The sequence below is a fragment of the Burkholderia sp. PR2 genome, assembly GCF_052372875.1.
In the GTDB taxonomy this organism is placed as follows: domain Bacteria; phylum Pseudomonadota; class Gammaproteobacteria; order Burkholderiales; family Burkholderiaceae; genus Burkholderia; species Burkholderia diffusa.
In genome coordinates this window covers 3,293,493-3,309,497 of sequence record NZ_JBQRWH010000004.1, presented here as the reverse complement: position 1 = coordinate 3,309,497, position 16,005 = coordinate 3,293,493, and the positions used below count along the sequence as shown (strand labels likewise).

At 67.7% G+C, this 16,005-nt stretch carries 16 protein-coding genes and 1 tRNA gene; 14 read left to right on the top strand and 3 right to left on the bottom strand.

Annotated features, from left to right (window positions below):
* Positions 1-69: 69 nt before the first annotated feature.
* Both ACT2FV_RS32530 and dprA read right to left on the bottom strand, forming a co-directional pair.
* Complete coding sequence (locus ACT2FV_RS32530) at positions 70-450, bottom strand: thioredoxin family protein (protein WP_124627056.1); 381 nt, start codon at positions 448-450, stop codon at positions 70-72.
* Between the two features lie 36 nt (positions 451-486).
* On the bottom strand, positions 487-1,761 hold the full coding sequence (gene dprA, locus ACT2FV_RS32525) for a DNA-processing protein DprA (RefSeq protein ID WP_444505417.1): 1,275 nt from the start codon (positions 1,759-1,761) through the stop codon (positions 487-489).
* 229 nt (positions 1,762-1,990) lie between these two features.
* Between dprA and def the strand changes: the two genes are divergently transcribed.
* The 14 genes from def (at position 1,991) to ACT2FV_RS32455 (ending at position 14,735) form a co-directional block, all read left to right on the top strand.
* The gene (gene def / locus ACT2FV_RS32520) at positions 1,991-2,494 is read left to right on the top strand and encodes a peptide deformylase (protein ID WP_151051213.1); all 504 of its coding nucleotides are present in this window, start codon (positions 1,991-1,993) and stop codon (positions 2,492-2,494) included.
* Between the two features lie 34 nt (positions 2,495-2,528).
* A complete protein-coding gene (gene fmt / locus ACT2FV_RS32515) occupies positions 2,529-3,521 on the top strand; it encodes a methionyl-tRNA formyltransferase (protein ID WP_151051215.1) in 993 nt (330 codons plus the stop codon).
* Positions 3,522-3,631: 110 nt separating this feature from the next.
* Complete coding sequence (locus ACT2FV_RS32510; RefSeq protein ID WP_444505416.1) at positions 3,632-4,273, top strand: LysE family translocator; 642 nt, start codon at positions 3,632-3,634, stop codon at positions 4,271-4,273.
* A 100-nt stretch (positions 4,274-4,373) separates the two neighbouring features.
* Positions 4,374-5,231 (top strand): zinc metalloprotease HtpX, encoded by an 858-nt coding sequence (gene htpX, locus ACT2FV_RS32505; protein ID WP_006485774.1) that lies wholly within the window; start codon positions 4,374-4,376, stop codon positions 5,229-5,231.
* Between the two features lie 175 nt (positions 5,232-5,406).
* Entirely contained in the window at positions 5,407-6,795 is a 1,389-nt protein-coding gene (rsmB, locus tag ACT2FV_RS32500) for a 16S rRNA (cytosine(967)-C(5))-methyltransferase RsmB (RefSeq protein ID WP_174920058.1), read from the top strand.
* Positions 6,792-7,382 (top strand): DUF4390 domain-containing protein, encoded by a 591-nt coding sequence (locus ACT2FV_RS32495; RefSeq protein ID WP_059607510.1) that lies wholly within the window; start codon positions 6,792-6,794, stop codon positions 7,380-7,382. Before rsmB ends, ACT2FV_RS32495 begins: the two co-directional genes overlap by 4 nt.
* Positions 7,372-9,786, top strand: a complete 2,415-nt coding sequence (gene esaS, locus ACT2FV_RS32490; protein WP_444505415.1) for a sensor histidine kinase EsaS — start codon at positions 7,372-7,374, stop codon at positions 9,784-9,786. The genes ACT2FV_RS32495 and esaS overlap by 11 nt, the downstream gene beginning before the upstream one ends.
* A complete protein-coding gene (gene esaR / locus ACT2FV_RS32485; protein WP_059607505.1) occupies positions 9,787-10,488 on the top strand; it encodes a response regulator transcription factor EsaR in 702 nt (233 codons plus the stop codon).
* A gap of 60 nt (positions 10,489-10,548) precedes the next feature.
* Positions 10,549-10,624 (top strand) — tRNA-Phe (locus ACT2FV_RS32480).
* 351 nt (positions 10,625-10,975) lie between these two features.
* Positions 10,976-11,710 (top strand): 7-cyano-7-deazaguanine synthase QueC, encoded by a 735-nt coding sequence (queC, locus tag ACT2FV_RS32475; RefSeq protein WP_059607503.1) that lies wholly within the window; start codon positions 10,976-10,978, stop codon positions 11,708-11,710.
* A gap of 75 nt (positions 11,711-11,785) precedes the next feature.
* The gene (gene queE, locus ACT2FV_RS32470; RefSeq protein ID WP_059468636.1) at positions 11,786-12,418 is read left to right on the top strand and encodes a 7-carboxy-7-deazaguanine synthase; all 633 of its coding nucleotides are present in this window, start codon (positions 11,786-11,788) and stop codon (positions 12,416-12,418) included.
* 18 nt (positions 12,419-12,436) lie between these two features.
* Entirely contained in the window at positions 12,437-12,889 is a 453-nt protein-coding gene (gene queD, locus ACT2FV_RS32465; RefSeq protein ID WP_044847357.1) for a 6-carboxytetrahydropterin synthase QueD, read from the top strand.
* Positions 12,890-13,185: 296 nt separating this feature from the next.
* The gene (locus ACT2FV_RS32460) at positions 13,186-13,971 is read left to right on the top strand and encodes an HpcH/HpaI aldolase family protein (RefSeq protein ID WP_059607501.1); all 786 of its coding nucleotides are present in this window, start codon (positions 13,186-13,188) and stop codon (positions 13,969-13,971) included.
* Positions 13,968-14,735 (top strand): tetratricopeptide repeat protein, encoded by a 768-nt coding sequence (locus ACT2FV_RS32455; protein WP_151051663.1) that lies wholly within the window; start codon positions 13,968-13,970, stop codon positions 14,733-14,735. Before ACT2FV_RS32460 ends, ACT2FV_RS32455 begins: the two co-directional genes overlap by 4 nt.
* Before the next feature lie 110 nt (positions 14,736-14,845).
* Here the strand turns inward: ACT2FV_RS32455 and rodA are convergent, their stop codons facing one another.
* Positions 14,846-15,994 carry a rod shape-determining protein RodA gene (gene rodA, locus ACT2FV_RS32450; protein WP_059448422.1) on the bottom strand — a complete coding sequence of 383 codons (1,149 nt, stop codon included), beginning with the start codon at positions 15,992-15,994 and terminating at the stop codon, positions 14,846-14,848.
* Positions 15,995-16,005 lie beyond the last annotated feature (11 nt).

Sequence of the window (16,005 nt, the reverse complement as noted above, 5' to 3'; positions counted from 1 at the left end):
CAATGGCGGCAAGCGCCCGGCGTGGCGGCACGCGCGACGGCGCGAAAAGCTGCCGGGCTGGCGTGCGGCTTACGCCTCGACATTCAGGATATTGCGCAATTTCGGTGCATGCGGCGCGCCGGGCACGGCGCTCAGGTCGGACAGCATCCGTTCGACGATCGCCGCGTGCGGCAGCACCGTGCCGAAGAAGCGCGCGGTGTTCGCGTCCTCAATCAGGATCGTCGGGAAATTCTCGACGTCGAGATCGTCGAGCCGGTCGGCATGGGTTTCGACGTCGATCCACGCGAAGCAGGCCTCGGGATGGGCGTCGGCGAGTTGGTCGAAGGCCGTTCGGTACTCGCGGCAGGTGCCGCACCATTCGGCGCACAGGCAGGCGACCAGCAGCGTGTCGGGATCGGCGAGGCGCTCGGCGATCCGATCGGCATCGGTGTCGAGATTCAGCGCGGGCATGGAATTCCTTGAGTAGCGTCGGCGGCACGGCCGCCTCTATGCGGGGGACTGTAGCACGCCGGACGCGGGCGGGGTGGGCGTTGCGTCAAGCCGCGCGAAGCGTCCGCCGGGCATGCTCGCAACGCGGCCGGCCAGTTCGAGCCCGAGTAGCGAGCGGTGCAGCGCGTCGTCGGGCAAGCCGGTGTGCTCGGCGAGCCACTCGTAAGTAACGGGGCCGTATCCCAGTGCGGCGAGCACGGATCGTTCGGCCGGGTTGTCGGTTGGCGTGCCGTCGATCTCGGCGGGCGCAGCGGCCGGAATGGCGGATCCCGCTTCCCCGATGTGCTCGCCCGCGCATTGCCCGGGGGTGTCGGTCGTTCCTCCGTTATCGGGGCGCGAACGCAAATCCGCCGCGCGGCCGGCGTGAGCAGCCGGTTCGCCCAACCCGTATTCCTCAAGCACGTCGAGCGGCGTCGCGGTGAGCTTCGCACCGTCGCGGATCAACGCGTGGCAGCCCTGCGCCAGCGGCGCGTGGATCGAGCCCGGCATCGCGAACACGTCGCGGCCCAGCTCGTTCGCGAGCCGCGCGGTGATCAGCGAGCCGGAGCGCGGCGCGGCTTCGACGACGAGCGCGCCGAGCGCGAGCGCAGCGATCAGCCGGTTGCGCTGCGGGAAATGTGACGCCCGCGCGGGTGTGCCGAGCGGCCATTCGGAAACGATCGCGCCACGTGCGGCAATCTCGTGCGCAAGGGTGCGGTGCCGAGCCGGATAGACGAGATCGGCACCCGTCGCGATCACCGCGACCGTGCCGGCGCGGCCGTCGAGCCCGCCGCGATGTGCGGCGCCGTCGATGCCGAGCGCGAGACCGGAGACGATCACGAGGCCCGCATCGGACAGCGCATGCGAGAAGCGCGTGGCGTCTGCGAGCCCCTGCGGCGTTGCATGGCGGCTGCCGACCACGGCGAGCCCGCGTCCGTGCAGCAAGTCGAGCCTGCCCTTTACATATAGCAGCGGTGGCGGATCATGCAGGTCGCGCAGCCGCGGCGGATAGACGGGATCGTTGAGCGTGACGATCGCGTTGCCCGGTGTATCGAGCCATGCCAGTGTGGCGTCGGTGCGCGCATCGAGGTCGTTCCGCTCGCTGGTGCGCACTGCCCGCGCGGTGGCAGCGCTGCTCGCCGCACCGATGGCCTGGTCGGACGCGCGCAGCAGCGCCGTCGGCGAGCCGAATGCATCGAGCAGCGCACGCAGCACGGCGGGCGAGAGTCCCGGCGCATGCGAGAGCTGCAGCCACGCACGCAACGCGGAGGTCGTCAGCGCTTGCGGCGACATGAGGTTCCCCTCGAATGCGGCGGCCAGCGAACCGCGTGGCGCCATGATAAAATTTTCATCATCCGAAATACTCGACAGGGCCGCGCGCGCGAGCGTCCGGCCAATTGCAGGAGGCAGACCCGCGGCGTTGACATGCCGCGCGTCCGCCTCATCTTCATTGCATCCCGGCGGCGGCGCCAGCCGGCCGGATGGCCGATGCGGCGTGCCGCTCCACCGAATACCGAACACCATGGCTTTGCTGAACATTCTTCATTACCCCGACAAGCGGCTGCACAAGGTCGCCAAGCCCGTCGACAAGGTCGACGACCGGATCCGCAAGCTCGTCGCCGACATGGCCGAAACCATGTACGCCGCGCCGGGCATCGGCCTGGCGGCGACGCAGGTCGACGTGCACGAGCGCGTGATCGTGATCGACGTCTCCGAGGAGAAGAACGAGCTGCGCGCGTTCATCAATCCCGAGATCATCTGGTCGAGCGACGTGAAACAGATCTACGAGGAGGGCTGCCTGTCGGTACCCGGGATCTACGACGAAGTCGAGCGTCCCGACCACGTGCGTGTGCGTGCGCTCAACGAGCAGGGCGAGACCTTCGAGCTCGACTGCGAGGGCCTTCTCGCCGTGTGCGTGCAGCACGAGATGGATCACCTGATGGGTCGCGTGTTCGTCGAATACCTGTCGCCGCTGAAGCAGAACCGTATCAAGACGAAGATGAAGAAACTCGAACGCGCGATGTGACGCGCGTTTGCCCAGACCGATCCCGAACGCTGTCATGACCCATACGTTGCGCGTGATTTTTGCCGGCACGCCGGAATTCGCCGCGGCCGCACTCGCCGCGATCCATGAGGCCGGTTTTCCGGTGCCGCTCGTGCTCACCCAGCCCGACCGTCCCGCCGGGCGCGGGATGAAACTGCAGGCGAGCGCCGTGAAGCGCTATGCCGTCGAGCACGGAATGTCCGTCGCGCAGCCGACGTCGCTGCGCCGCGCGGGCAAGTACCCGACGGAGGCGGCCGACGCGATCGAGCTGCTGCGCACGACACCGCACGACGTGATGGTGGTCGCCGCATACGGCCTGCTGCTGCCGCAGGAAGTGCTCGACATTCCGCGCGCCGGCTGCATCAACATCCACGCGTCACTGCTGCCGCGCTGGCGCGGCGCCGCGCCGATCCATCGCGCGATCGAGGCCGGTGACGCCGAGACGGGCGTCACGCTGATGCAGATGGACGCCGGCCTTGACACCGGCGCGATGATCGACGAAGCGCGCGTCGCGATTGCGGCCGACGATACGACCGCGACGCTTCACGACCGGCTGGCCGCCGACGGCGCGCGCCTGATCGTCGACGCCCTGGTGCGGCTCGAGCGCGACGGCGCGCTGCCCGCCACCCCGCAACCGGCCGACGGCGTGACTTACGCGGAAAAGATCGGCAAGCACGAAGCGGCGCTCGACTGGCGCAAGCCGGCCGACGTGCTCGCGCGCCAGGTGCGCGCGTTCGACCCGTTCCCGGGCGGCGTCGCGATGCTCGACGGCGCGGCAATCAAGCTGTGGGCGGCCGAGCCCGTGGCGGCGCGCGGCGGGATTGTCGACGCGGTGCCCGGCACGATCGTCGAGGCTTCGCCGGAAGGCGTGGTCGTCGCATGCGGTGGCGGCGCGCTGCGCGTCACGCAACTGCAGAAGCCGGGCGGCAAGCGGCTGCCCGCGCGCGAATTCCTGGCCGGCTCGCCGCTCGCCGCGGGCCAGCGCTTCGCGTTGCCCGACGGGCTGTGAGCGTCATTCGACCCGACATGCCGGTCGTGCGCAATTGGCCGGATGGCCGAGTCGCACGGCGCAGCAGGCGCGCGTAGAATTTCCCTGCGCTTTCCGATTTCGAGGTTTTCATGCTTGGCATCACCCATTTCGGCTTCTTCGTGCTCGCGGTTTTCCTGCTGAACGTCACGCCCGGCCCCGATACGGCGTACATCGTCGGCCGCAGCGTCGCGCAGGGCCGTGGCGCGGGGCTGATGTCCGCGCTCGGCATCTCCGCCGGCTGCTGCGTGCACGCGCTTGCGTGCGCGTTCGGCCTGACTGCGCTGCTCGCGGCGTCGGCCGCCGCGTTCATGGTGATCAAGCTGGTCGGTGCCGCTTACCTGATCTATCTCGGCGTGCGCATGATCCTCGCGAGGCAGGTCGCCGCGCCGGCAGGCGCCGAGGCGGCGCGGGCCACGGCCGCGAAGCCGCTGCGCCAGCTGTTCATGCAGGGTTTCTGGACCAACGTGCTGAACCCGAAGGTCGTGCTGTTCTTCGTGTCGTTCTTCCCGCAGTTCGTGTCGGCCGACAGCCCGCACAAGGCGCTGGCGTTCCTGGCTCTCGGTTCGGTGTTCCTCGTGATGAGCACGATCTGGAGCTGCATCGTCGCGTGGGTCGCGGGCAGCGTCACGCAGCGCTTTTCCGGCAAGCCGGGCGTCAGGAAGTGGCTTGACCGCACGGTGGGCAGCGCCTTCGTCGGCCTCGGGCTGCGGCTCGCGGCGACGCAACGCTGAAATTGAATTTTTCCGGCAAGACCTTATCTAACAAATCGCTTACAATTTTCCGCCGTGCATCGTAATGTGCGGCGGGTCCCCTGACGGATAAGGAGTGGGTATGTTCAATTGGGTCAAAACGGCGATGCTGATGGCCGCGATCACGGCCCTGTTCATCGTGATCGGCGGCATGATCGGCGGCTCGCGCGGCATGACGATCGCGCTGCTGTTCGCGCTCGGCATGAATTTCTTCTCGTACTGGTTCTCCGACAAGATGGTGCTGCGCATGTACAACGCGCAGGAGGTCGACGAGAACACGGCGCCGCAGTTCTACCGGATGGTGCGCGAGCTCGCCACGCGTGCGAACCTGCCGATGCCGCGCGTCTACCTGATCAATGAGGACGCGCCGAACGCGTTCGCCACGGGCCGCAACCCCGAGCACGCGGCGGTCGCCGCGACGACGGGCATCCTGCGTGTGCTGTCCGAGCGCGAGATGCGCGGCGTGATGGCGCATGAGCTCGCGCACGTGAAGCATCGCGACATCCTGATTTCGACGATCACCGCGACGATGGCAGGCGCGATTTCGGCGCTGGCCAACTTCGCGATGTTCTTCGGCGGTCGCGACGAAAACGGCCGTCCGGCCAACCCGATCGCGGGGATCGCAGTCGCGTTGCTCGCACCGATCGCCGGTGCGCTGATCCAGATGGCGATCTCGCGAGCGCGCGAGTTCGAGGCCGACCGCGGCGGCGCGCAGATCTCGGGAGATCCGCAGTCGCTCGCCACCGCGCTCGACAAGATCCATCGCTATGCGGCCGGCATCCCGTTCCAGGCGGCCGAAGCGCATCCGGCCACCGCGCAGATGATGATCATGAACCCGCTTCACGGCGGCGGTCTGCAGAATCTGTTCTCCACGCACCCGGCGACCGAGGAGCGCATCGCGCGCCTGATGGAGATGGCGCGCACCGGCCGCTTCGACTAAGTCGCGTCGCGCTCGACACATCACCCCGCATGCCCCGCGCTGCGGGGTGTTTCATTTGTGCGCCCCGTAAAGGGGCCGCATGATCGCACGCTACAATGCGCGGTTTGGAATCGCGGCGGCCATGCGGCCGCTGGGTTTCCGCCGCTCGCGGCACCCGTTTGCCGATTTTGCTCCGATGACACGAACCCGCTCCTCCGCTCAGTCTTCCTCCGGCCGCGCCGCGCGCCTGCCCGCGCTGCATCTCGCGCCCGATTCGCTGGGCTTCGCGCTCGACGCGGCCGCGCAGGCCGTCGATGCGGTGCGGCGCGGTACCGCGCTGCCGGCGGCACTGGCCGCGGTGTTCGCGCAGATGCCGGCCGGCGCGCAGGCGCTGGCGCGCGGCGCGACGCAGGACGTCGCGTATCGGACGATGCGTCGTCTCGGCAGTGCGGATTGGCTGATCGGCCGGCTGGTCAGCAAGGCGCCGCCCGCGCATGTGCATGCGGTGCTCGCCGGTGCGCTTGCGCTGCTGCTCGATCCGGAGGACGCGGCGGCGTATCCGGCATTCACCATCGTCGACCAGGCCGTCAGCGTGATCGGCGCACGGCGCGAATTTGCGTTCGCGAAGGGGCTGGTCAACGCCGTGCTGCGGCGTTTCCAGCGTGAGCGCGACGCGCTCGTCGCGGCGATGCAGAACGATCCCGTCGCACGCTGGAATTACCGCACTTGGTGGGTCGATGCGGTGAAGCGTGCGTGGCCGGAAGCCTGGCAGACGATTCTTGCGGCCGGCGAGCGCCAGGGTCCGCTGACGCTGCGCGTGAACGCGCGCCGCGCAACCGTCGATGCGTATCTCGATACGCTGCGCGCGAGCGGAATCGAGGCGACCGGGATCGGTCGCCATGCGGTGCGGCTCGCGTCGGCGCTGCCGGTTGACCGCATTCCGGGCTTTGCCGACGGCGTCGTGTCGGTGCAGGATGCCGGTGCTCAGCTTGCGGCCGAATGGCTCGGTGCGCGCGACGGCATGCGCGTGCTCGACGCGTGCGCGGCGCCGGGCGGCAAGACCGGGCATATCCTCGAGCTGGCCGACGCCGAAGTCGTCGCACTCGAAAGCGACGCGACCCGCGCGGCGCGTATCGGCGAGAACCTCGCGCGTCTGTCTCTCGCGGCGGACGTGCGCGTGGGCGACGCGGGCGCGCCGGACGCGTGGTACGACGGCCGTCCGTTCGACCGCATCCTGGCCGACGTGCCGTGCTCGGCGTCCGGCATCGTGCGTCGTCATCCCGACATTCGCTGGCTGCGCCGCGAAGCCGATATTGCCGCGCTCGTCGCGGAGCAGCGTCGCATCCTGACAGCGTTGTGGCCGCTCGTGAAGCCAGGCGGCGAACTGCTCTACGTGACCTGTTCGATCTTCCCCGAGGAAGGTGAGTTGCAGGCTCGCTGGTTTGAAGCGGCCTGTGAAGATGCGGTACGATTGGACGCGCCCGGCCAACTGCTGCCGGGCGGCGTGCACGGCGGGGCGGCCGGCGCACTCGACCAGAACACCGATCACGACGGATTCTTCTACGCGCGGTTTCAGAAACGGTGACGATCAAACACCTTTTTCCACTTCGGCTCGCGGCCGTCCTGCTGGTCGCGTTGGCGCTGTGCCTGACTGTCGTTCGGCCGGCGCGTGCCGAGTCGATCGCCGTGCAGCGCGCATCGCTGCAGGCTGACGGAAGCGGCTGGAGCCTCGATGCCCGCTTCGATTTCGAGTTGAATCCGAACCTCGAGGATGCCGTCAACAAGGGCATCCCGCTTTACTTCACGACCGATTTCGAACTGGGCCGCGCGCGCTGGTACTGGTTCGACGAGCAGCCGGTGTCGGTGTCGCAGACGATCCGCCTGTCGTTCCAGCCGCTCACGCGCGAGTACCGCGTGTCGACGGGCGGGCTGCAACTCGGCTTCCCATCGCTGAAGGATGCGCTCGCGGTCGTCCGGCACATCACGTCGTGGCACGTGATCGACCGCAACCAGGTGCGTGCCGGCGAAACCTACACCGCCTCGGTGCGGATGCAACTCGATACGGCGCTGATGCCGAAGCCGTTCCAGGTCGACGCGGTGAACAACCGCGACTGGACGCTCGGGTCGGACTGGAAGCGCTTCACTTTCACGGTGACCGAACGTGCTAAATAAAGTGCGCCGCGCGGCCAGCGGGAAGAGCCTCCTCGTTCGTGTGATCGTCTCGACCGTCGCGCTCACGGCGCTGCTGCTGCTCGTGCTGCTCGCGGCCGCGAGCGCGAACACCGAATTCTTCGACCGCTACTACTCGTGGCTGTACGCGATGAACATCATCGTCGCGCTCGTGTTCCTGCTGGTGGTGCTCGGGCTGATCGGGATGATCGTCGTGCGCCTGAGGAAGGGCAAGTTCGGCACGCGGCTGCTCGCGAAGCTCGCGGTGTTCTTCGCGCTCGTCGGCGTGGTGCCGGGCGGGATCATCTACATCGTGTCGTACCAGTTCGTGTCGCGCAGTATCGAGTCGTGGTTTGACGTGAACGTCGAGACCGCGCTGACCGCCGGCCTGAACCTCGGCCGCGGGATGCTCGACGCGTCGCTGTCCGACCTGCAGACGAAGGCGCGGCTGATGTCGGACCAGCTCGCGAGCGTCGATGCGAACACGAACGGCACGACACTCACGCTCTTGCGCCTGCGCGACCAGTTCGGCGTGCAGGATGCGACGATCGTCGAGCCGAGCCGCGGCGGCTCCGGCGCGGCGCCCGACCTGCACATCGTCGCGCAGGCATCGGGCAATTTCGCCGCGCTGATTCCGGACGACCTGCCGACTCCGCTGATGCTGAGCCAGGCCCGCGAACACGGCGCGTACGCGGCGATCGAGGGCGAGGTCGACGGCGACCCGCGCGCGCACGGCGCGAAGGGTGCGCTGCGGCTGCGCGTCGTGCGGCCGATACCCGATGCGACGACGTCGCTGCTGCAACCGGCGGAGCGATTCCTGCAGCTCACCCAGCCGGTGCCGCCCACGCTCGCGCACAACGCCGACGCGGTGCAGCGCGCGTATCGCGAGTACCAGGAAAAAGCGCTCGGCCGCACCGGGCTGCGCAAGATGTACATCGGCACGCTGACGCTCGCGCTGTTCCTCGCGACCTTCATCGCGATGATGCTCGCGCTCGCGCTCGGCCAGCAGCTCGCGCGACCGCTGTTCCTGCTCGCGCAGGGCACGAAGGAGATCACCGAAGGCGACTACACGCCGAAGCGCGAGATCAAGTCGCGCGACGAGCTCGGCTTCCTCACGCAGTCGTTCAACGCGATGACACGCCAGCTGTCCGAGGCGCGGCAGGCGGTCGAGAAGAACCGGATCGCGCTCGAGCATTCGAAGACGTATCTCGAGAGCATCCTCGCGAACCTGACGGCCGGCGTGTTCGTGCTCGATCGCCAGTTCCGGCTGACGACGGCCAACCGCGGCGCCGAGCGGATCTTCCGGCAGCCGTTCGGCGCGATGATCGGCACGGCGCTCGACCGGATCGGCGTCGTCGCGGAATTCGGCGCGATGGTGCGCAAGGCGTTCGCCGATCGCGAAGCGGCTTCGGACGGCGGCAGCGGCGATCGCGGTCACTGGCAGCAGCAGTTCGCGATCGAGGTGCCGGGCGAAGCCGATCCGCTGACCTTGCTCGTGCGCGGCACACGCCTCGTGTCGACGGTCGAGGGCGAGGCCGACGATCCACAGACGTCCGGCTACGTCGTCGTCTTCGACGACATCTCCGACGTGATTTCCGCGCAGCGTTCGGTCGCATGGGGCGAGGTCGCGCGGCGGCTCGCGCACGAGATCAAGAACCCGCTGACGCCGATCCAGCTGTCGGCCGAGCGGTTGCAGATGAAGCTGTCCGACAAGCTCGCACCGCCCGATGCGGACGTGCTCAAGCGCGGCGCGACGATGATCGTCAACCAGGTGGCCGCGATGAAGCGGATGGTCGACGATTTCCGCGAATATGCGCGCACGCCGCCGGCGGTGCTCGCGAACCTGCAGCTGAACGAACTGGCGAGCGAGGTGCTCGGGCTGTATGGTGTCGGCGAAGGCAAGAGCGCGATCGTCGCCGAACTCGCGCCGTCGCTGCCGGTGATTCGCGGCGACGCGACGCAACTGCGCCAGGTGATTCACAACCTGCTGCAGAACGCGCAGGACTCGGTCGCGGAAGTCGCGCATCCGCGTGTGTTGATCGAAACCAAGACAGTAGAATATGGCGACCCCGACGCCGAGGGCAAAACGCGCGTCGCGGTCCGTCTTACCGTGTCCGACAACGGGCCCGGTTTTCCGGCACGCATCCTGACCCGTGCGTTCGAGCCTTACGTGACGACGAAGGCGAAGGGCACGGGGCTCGGGCTGGCCACGGTCAAGAAAATCGTCGACGAGCACGGCGCGCGGATCGATCTGCGCAATCGCATGCACGGCGAGACCGTCGAGGGTGCGCAGGTGTCGATCCTGTTCCTGCAGATGGCGAGCGATACGCCAAGCGCCGAATCCGGCGCGCAGGGCGGGACGGCTCCCGCCAAGACAAAAGCAAGTATGCAGACAAAGGCAGCGTAAATGGCAACCATCCTGGTGGTAGATGATGAAATGGGCATCCGGGAATTGCTCTCGGAGATCCTCAGCGATGAAGGACATGTCGTCGAGGCGGCGGAGAACGCGCAGGCCGCGCGGGAATACCGCCTGAATCAGGCGCCCGATCTCGTGCTGCTCGATATCTGGATGCCCGATACCGACGGCGTCACGCTGCTCAAGGAATGGGCGGCGCAGGGCCTGTTGACGATGCCCGTGATCATGATGTCCGGGCACGCGACGATCGACACGGCCGTCGAGGCGACGAAGATCGGCGCACTCGATTTCCTCGAGAAGCCGATCGCGCTGCAGAAGCTGCTGAAGTCCGTCGAGCACGGTCTCGCGCGCGGCGCGGCGCCGGTGTCCGTCAATGCGGCCGCGAAAGCCGGTGTCGGGCAAGCATCGGGGCAGGCGGCAGTCGCATCCGCGGCCGCGCTGCCGACGCTCGGCGACGACATGGCCACGGCGCTCGGCCTCGCGGGCCAGACGGCCGCGATTCCGTTCGACATCCCGTTGCGCGAAGCGCGCGACGCATTCGAGCGCGCGTACTTCGAATATCACCTCGCACGCGAGAACGGCAGCATGACGCGCGTCGCGGAAAAGACGGGCCTCGAGCGCACGCACCTCTATCGCAAGCTCAAGCAACTCGGCGTCGAGCTCGGCAAGAAACCGTCCGAAGGCGCCGCATAAAATATTTCGCGAAAACACTTGCTCAGGAACGAATAGCTCGATATACTTTCATTCTTCGTTGGCCCGGTAGCTCAGTTGGTAGAGCAGCGGATTGAAAATCCGCGTGTCGATGGTTCGATTCCGTCCCAGGCCACCAGCATTTAAAACCCCAAGAATCGGAAGGTTCTTGGGGTTTTTCGTTTGTGGTGGGTATTGCGTGTCGTGGGCGGCGTGCCCGGCAGCATTCGCCGGGGCATGATAAAATCCGTGCCCGCTCAATGACTTAGCGCATCGCTTCATGCGCATGGCCGGTCGCCCGTGGCGCGCCTGCCGTGGTGCGCGGCAACGATGCCGCGCGATGAGCGGTATAAGCGCGCCGCCGCATTCGCGGCTGACCGCGCTGCCTATACTGGTCGGGCCGGCGCAGGCCGGCCGCGTCGGGCCGCCTGGCGGCAGCCGGCCTCGGGGCGCAGTGCGACGCGAGCCTACACATTCACGGAGTATCACGGTGATTCGGACAGACGCTAAAGACGGCGCGCTCGTGTTGTTTTCCGGCGGGCAGGATTCCGCCACGTGCGTGGCCTGGGCCCTGGAACGCTACCAGACGGTCGAGACGCTCGGCTTCGATTACGGCCAGCGTCATCGCGTCGAACTCGAGTGTCGCGAAGGCGTGCGCGAAGCGCTGAAGCGCAAGTTTCCGGCGTGGTCGGACCGCCTCGGCGACGATCACATGATCGATCTGTCGGTGCTTGGCGCGATCAGCGATACCGCGATGACGCGCACGATCGAGATCGAGACCTCGGCGAACGGCTTGCCGAACACGTTCGTGCCGGGCCGCAACCTGCTGTTCATGACGATCGCGGCCGCGATCGCCTATCGCCGCGGTCTGCGCGTGCTGGTTGGCGGAATGTGCGAGACCGATTTCTCGGGCTACCCGGACTGCCGCGACGACACGATGAAGGCGCTGCAGGTCGCGCTGAACCTCGGCATGGACACGCGTGTCGTGCTCGAGACCCCGCTGATGTGGCTGGACAAGGCGCAGACCTGGCAACTCGCCGAGCAACTCGGCGGGGAGGCACTCGTCGAACTGATCCGCGTCGAGACGCACACGTGCTACGTGGGCGAGCGCGCGGAACTGCACGACTGGGGCTTCGGCTGCGGCGAATGCCCGGCCTGCAAGCTGCGCAAGCGTGGCTACGAGGCCTACCTGAAGGGCGAGCGGGTGACCGAAGCGCCGCTGTGACGCGGGTGCGTCGGCGGCGCTGGATGAATAACGGATTCTGATCGACAACGAGCGGCGCAAGCCGGACGAAGCACGATGACTTACGCGGTCAAGGAAATTTTCTACACGTTGCAAGGCGAGGGCGCGAACGCGGGCCGTCCGGCCGTGTTCTGCCGGTTCGCCGGCTGCAATCTGTGGTCGGGCCGCGAAGAGGATCGTGCGGACGCCGTGTGTCGTTTCTGCGATACGGACTTCGTCGGCACCGATGGCGAGAACGGCGGCAAGTTCAAGGACGCCGAAGCGCTCGTCGCGACGATCGCCGGCCTGTGGCCGGACGGCGAAGCGCATCGCTTCGTCGTCTGCACGGGCGGCGAGCCGATGCTGCAGCTCGACCAGCCGCTCGTCGACGCGCTGCATGCAGCAGGCTTCGAGATCGCGATCGAGACCAATGGCTCGCTGCCGGTGCTCGAGACGATCGACTGGATCTGCGTGAGCCCGAAGGCCGACGCGCCGCTCGTCGTCACGAAGGGCAACGAGCTGAAGGTCGTGATCCCGCAGGACAACCAGCGGCTGGCCGACTACGCGAAGCTCGATTTCGAGTATTTTCTCGTGCAGCCGATGGACGGCCCGTCGCGCGATCTCAATACGAAGCTCGCGATCGACTGGTGCAAGCGGCATCCGCAGTGGCGGCTGTCGATGCAGACCCACAAATATCTGAACATTCCCTGAGCCACGGCTTTTGACATCGTGCTGATTACCCGAAAACTCGAATTCGACGCGGGCCACCGCATTCCCGATCACCGCAGCCAGTGCCGGAACCTGCACGGCCATCGCTACGTGCTCGAAGTCACGCTGCGCGGCGATCTCGTCGATACCGAGGGGGCGCCCGACCGCGGCATGGTGATGGATTTCGCCGACGTGAAGGCGCTCGCGGTCGAGCACCTCGTCAACAAGTGGGATCACGCGTTCCTGGTCTACGCGCGCGACGAAGTCGTGCGCTCGTTCCTCGAGCAGATGGCCGACCACAAGACCGTCGTGCTCGACCGGATCCCGACCGTCGAGAACCTTGCGGCGATCGCATTCGACATCCTCGCGAACGTGTACGACGCGCACTACGGCGTGAACCTGCGCCTGGAACGTGTGCGTCTGTACGAAACGCCGAACTGCTGGGCCGACGTCGAGCGCCAGCCCGGCCGCTGATATTGCCCTTTCGGCAGCCTCGCCAACCGGTGCGGGCTGCCTGCCACCGCGCCGTGCGGCCTCGTCCGGCGCCGCTTTCCACCTGTTCCCACATTCCGCGTAACGCCGCGCTATGATCGTTGCGTGGCACCGGAAAACGCATCCGCGCGACCCGCGCTGTCAGATCGGCCGCCTACGTCCGACCAACGTTCAGGGCCCCGGTCCGGCGCCGCCGTGCATGGCGGCCCGGCGTGTTACGCCCGCTTTGCTTGTTGCTTGTCCCGTTCGATTGCCGTTCCGTCCAGGAGGCCGTATCGATGAGCACGCTCACCAATTCCCTCAAACAACGTCTGCACGACGGCGACGAGCCGCTGTACGGCCTGTGGCTGTCGCTCGGCAGCGATTCGGTCGCGGAAGCGCTTGCGCACGCCGGCTACGACTGGCTCTGCATCGACATGGAGCACGCGCCGAACGACAGCCGCGACGTCGCGTCGCAACTGCGCGCGCTGGCGGCGGCGCACCTGCCGAGCGAGCCCGTGGTGCGCGTGCCGGGGCGCGAGCCGTGGCTCGTGAAGCGCGCGCTCGACGCCGGCGCGCGCACGCTGATGTTCCCGTGCATCGAGACGCCCGACGAGGCCGCGCACGCCGTGCGCCTCACGCGCTTCCCGTCGCCGGATTCCCCCGACGGGCTGCGCGGCGTGGCAGGCATGGTGCGGGCGGCGGCGTTCGGCATGCGCCGCGATTACCTGCAGACGGCGAATGCGCAGGTCGCGGTGATCGTGCAGATCGAATCGGCGCGCGGCATCGATGAAGTCGAGCGGATCGCCGCGACGCCGGGCGTCGACTGCCTGTTCGTCGGCCCGGCCGATCTGGCGGCGAGCCTCGGGCATCTCGGCGACAGCCGCCACCCGGACGTCGAAACCGCGATGGCGCGCGTGCTCGCGGCCGGCAAGCAGGCCGGCGTCGCGGTCGGCATCTTCGCGAACGATACGGCAACCGCGCGCCAGTATCGCGAGGCTGGCTACCGGATGATCACGCTGTCGGCCGACGTGAGCTGGCTGCTGCGTGCGACGCGCCAGGCGCTGCAGGAGGTGCGGTCATGAACGGCAGCGACGGCGCGGGATCCGGACGCGCGCGGCGTACGGCCGGCGTACGCGGGCGCATCGGCACGATGCTCGGGCTGTGGGCCGTGTGCGTCGCGGCGGTCGCGCAGAATGCGCCGCATGCGAAGCCGGACCCGGCGCGCGAGACCCAATCGGCGGTGGCCGACTACAACGCCGGCGACTATCGCGCGGCGCTGGTGCAGTTCCACGACGCGGCCGAACGCGGCGACCGGCTCGCGCAGTTCAACTACGCGATGATGCTGCTCACCGGCGTCGGCGTGACCGCGAACGTCGACGAAGGGCTGCGCTGGCTGAAGCGGGCGGCCGACGCGAATATGTCGCATGCGCAGTACGTGTACGGGCGGATGTTCGACGACGGCGAGTTTGTTGCGCGCAATCCGGCCGAAGCGCACCGCTGGTTCCTGCGCGCGGCGAAGCAGGGGCACGTGCAGGCCGAGCTGTCGCTCGCGAACCAGTTCCTCGACGGGCGCGGCACGCAGCGCGACAACCGGCAGGCGTTCGCGTGGTACAAGCAGGCAGCCGACGCGGGCGAGCCGACCGCACAGTACGTGACCGCGTCGTTCTACGAGCGCGGTGGCGACGGCGTCACGCAAAACCTGAACATCGCGCGCGCGTATTACGCGGCCGCGGCCGCGCAGGGCGACGAGACGGCCGGGCTGAAATTCAAGGAGCTGAGCGCGCGCCTGAAGACGCAGGAGCCGGCATCGGGCGCGGACCATGGGAACCCGCGCGCGACGCCGTAGTGAGCGGGCGGCACGCACTGCATTCGACCTGCCCAATGAAAAACGGCGCACGAGGCGCCGTTTTTCATTGCCGCGACTGCTCCGCTGGCGACTGCGTGTCGTGCGCGGCGTCAGCTCTTCATCAGCCGCCGCTGTCGCCCGACGCTCATGATCATCCCGATCGCGATGCCGAGCGTCGTGAGCGCGGTGCCGCCGTAGCTCATGAACGGCAACGGCACGCCGACGACGGGCAGCACGCCACTCACCATCCCGATGTTGACGAACGCATAGACGAAGAACGCGAGCGTGAGCGAGCCCGCGAGCAGACGGCCGAACAGCGTCGCGCCCTGCGCGGCGATGTAGAGCCCGCGCGCGATCAGCGCCATGTAGAGCGTCAGCAGCACGAGGCCGCCGACGAGCCCCCATTCCTCCGAGAACACCGCGAAGATGAAGTCGGTGTGTTTCTCCGGAATGAACTCGAGGTGGGCCTGCGTGCCCTTCAGGTAGCCCTTGCCGAGCACGCCACCCGAGCCGATCGCAATCACGGCCTGGATCGTATGGAAGCCCTTGCCGAGCGGGTCGGAGGTCGGGTCGAGCAGCGTGCACACACGGTGCTTCTGGTAGTCGTGCATCAGCGGCCACTGCACTTCGGGCTGGCAGATGCGCTCTTCGAACACGGCGATCGAGCCGACCGCGATCACGCCCGCGACGAGCACCGGCACGATCAGCTTGAACGACAGGCCGGCGAGGTAGATCACGAAGAAGCCGGCCGCGAACACGAGCAGGCCCGTGCCGAGATCGGGCTGCTTGGCGATCAACCCGACCGGCACCATCAGGATCCCGAACGCGGCGACGAAGTCGTACCAGCGCAGCCCGCCTTCGCGGCGCTGGTAATACCACGCGAGCATCAGCGGTGTCGCGATCTTGAGGATTTCCGACGGCTGGATCACGACGCCGACGTTCAGCCAGCGCTTCGCGCCCTTCTTGGTCATCCCGAACAGCGCGACCGCGACCAGCAGCGCGACCCCGAACGAATACAGCGGGACCGCGAAGCGCATCAGCGTCGTCGGCGGAATGTTGGCGATCACCCACATCAGCACGAACGTCAGCAGGATGTTGCGCAATTGGTCCTCGACGCGGCCCGGCATGTCGATCGACGCGCTGTACAGCGTGACGATGCCGACGCACAGCAGCAGGAACACGATGAGGGCGAGCGGGCGGTCGAAGCCCGCGAACATCTGCTTGATCTTGTCGAGCCAGGCGCGCTTGTCGAATTGCATGCCTTTCTCCG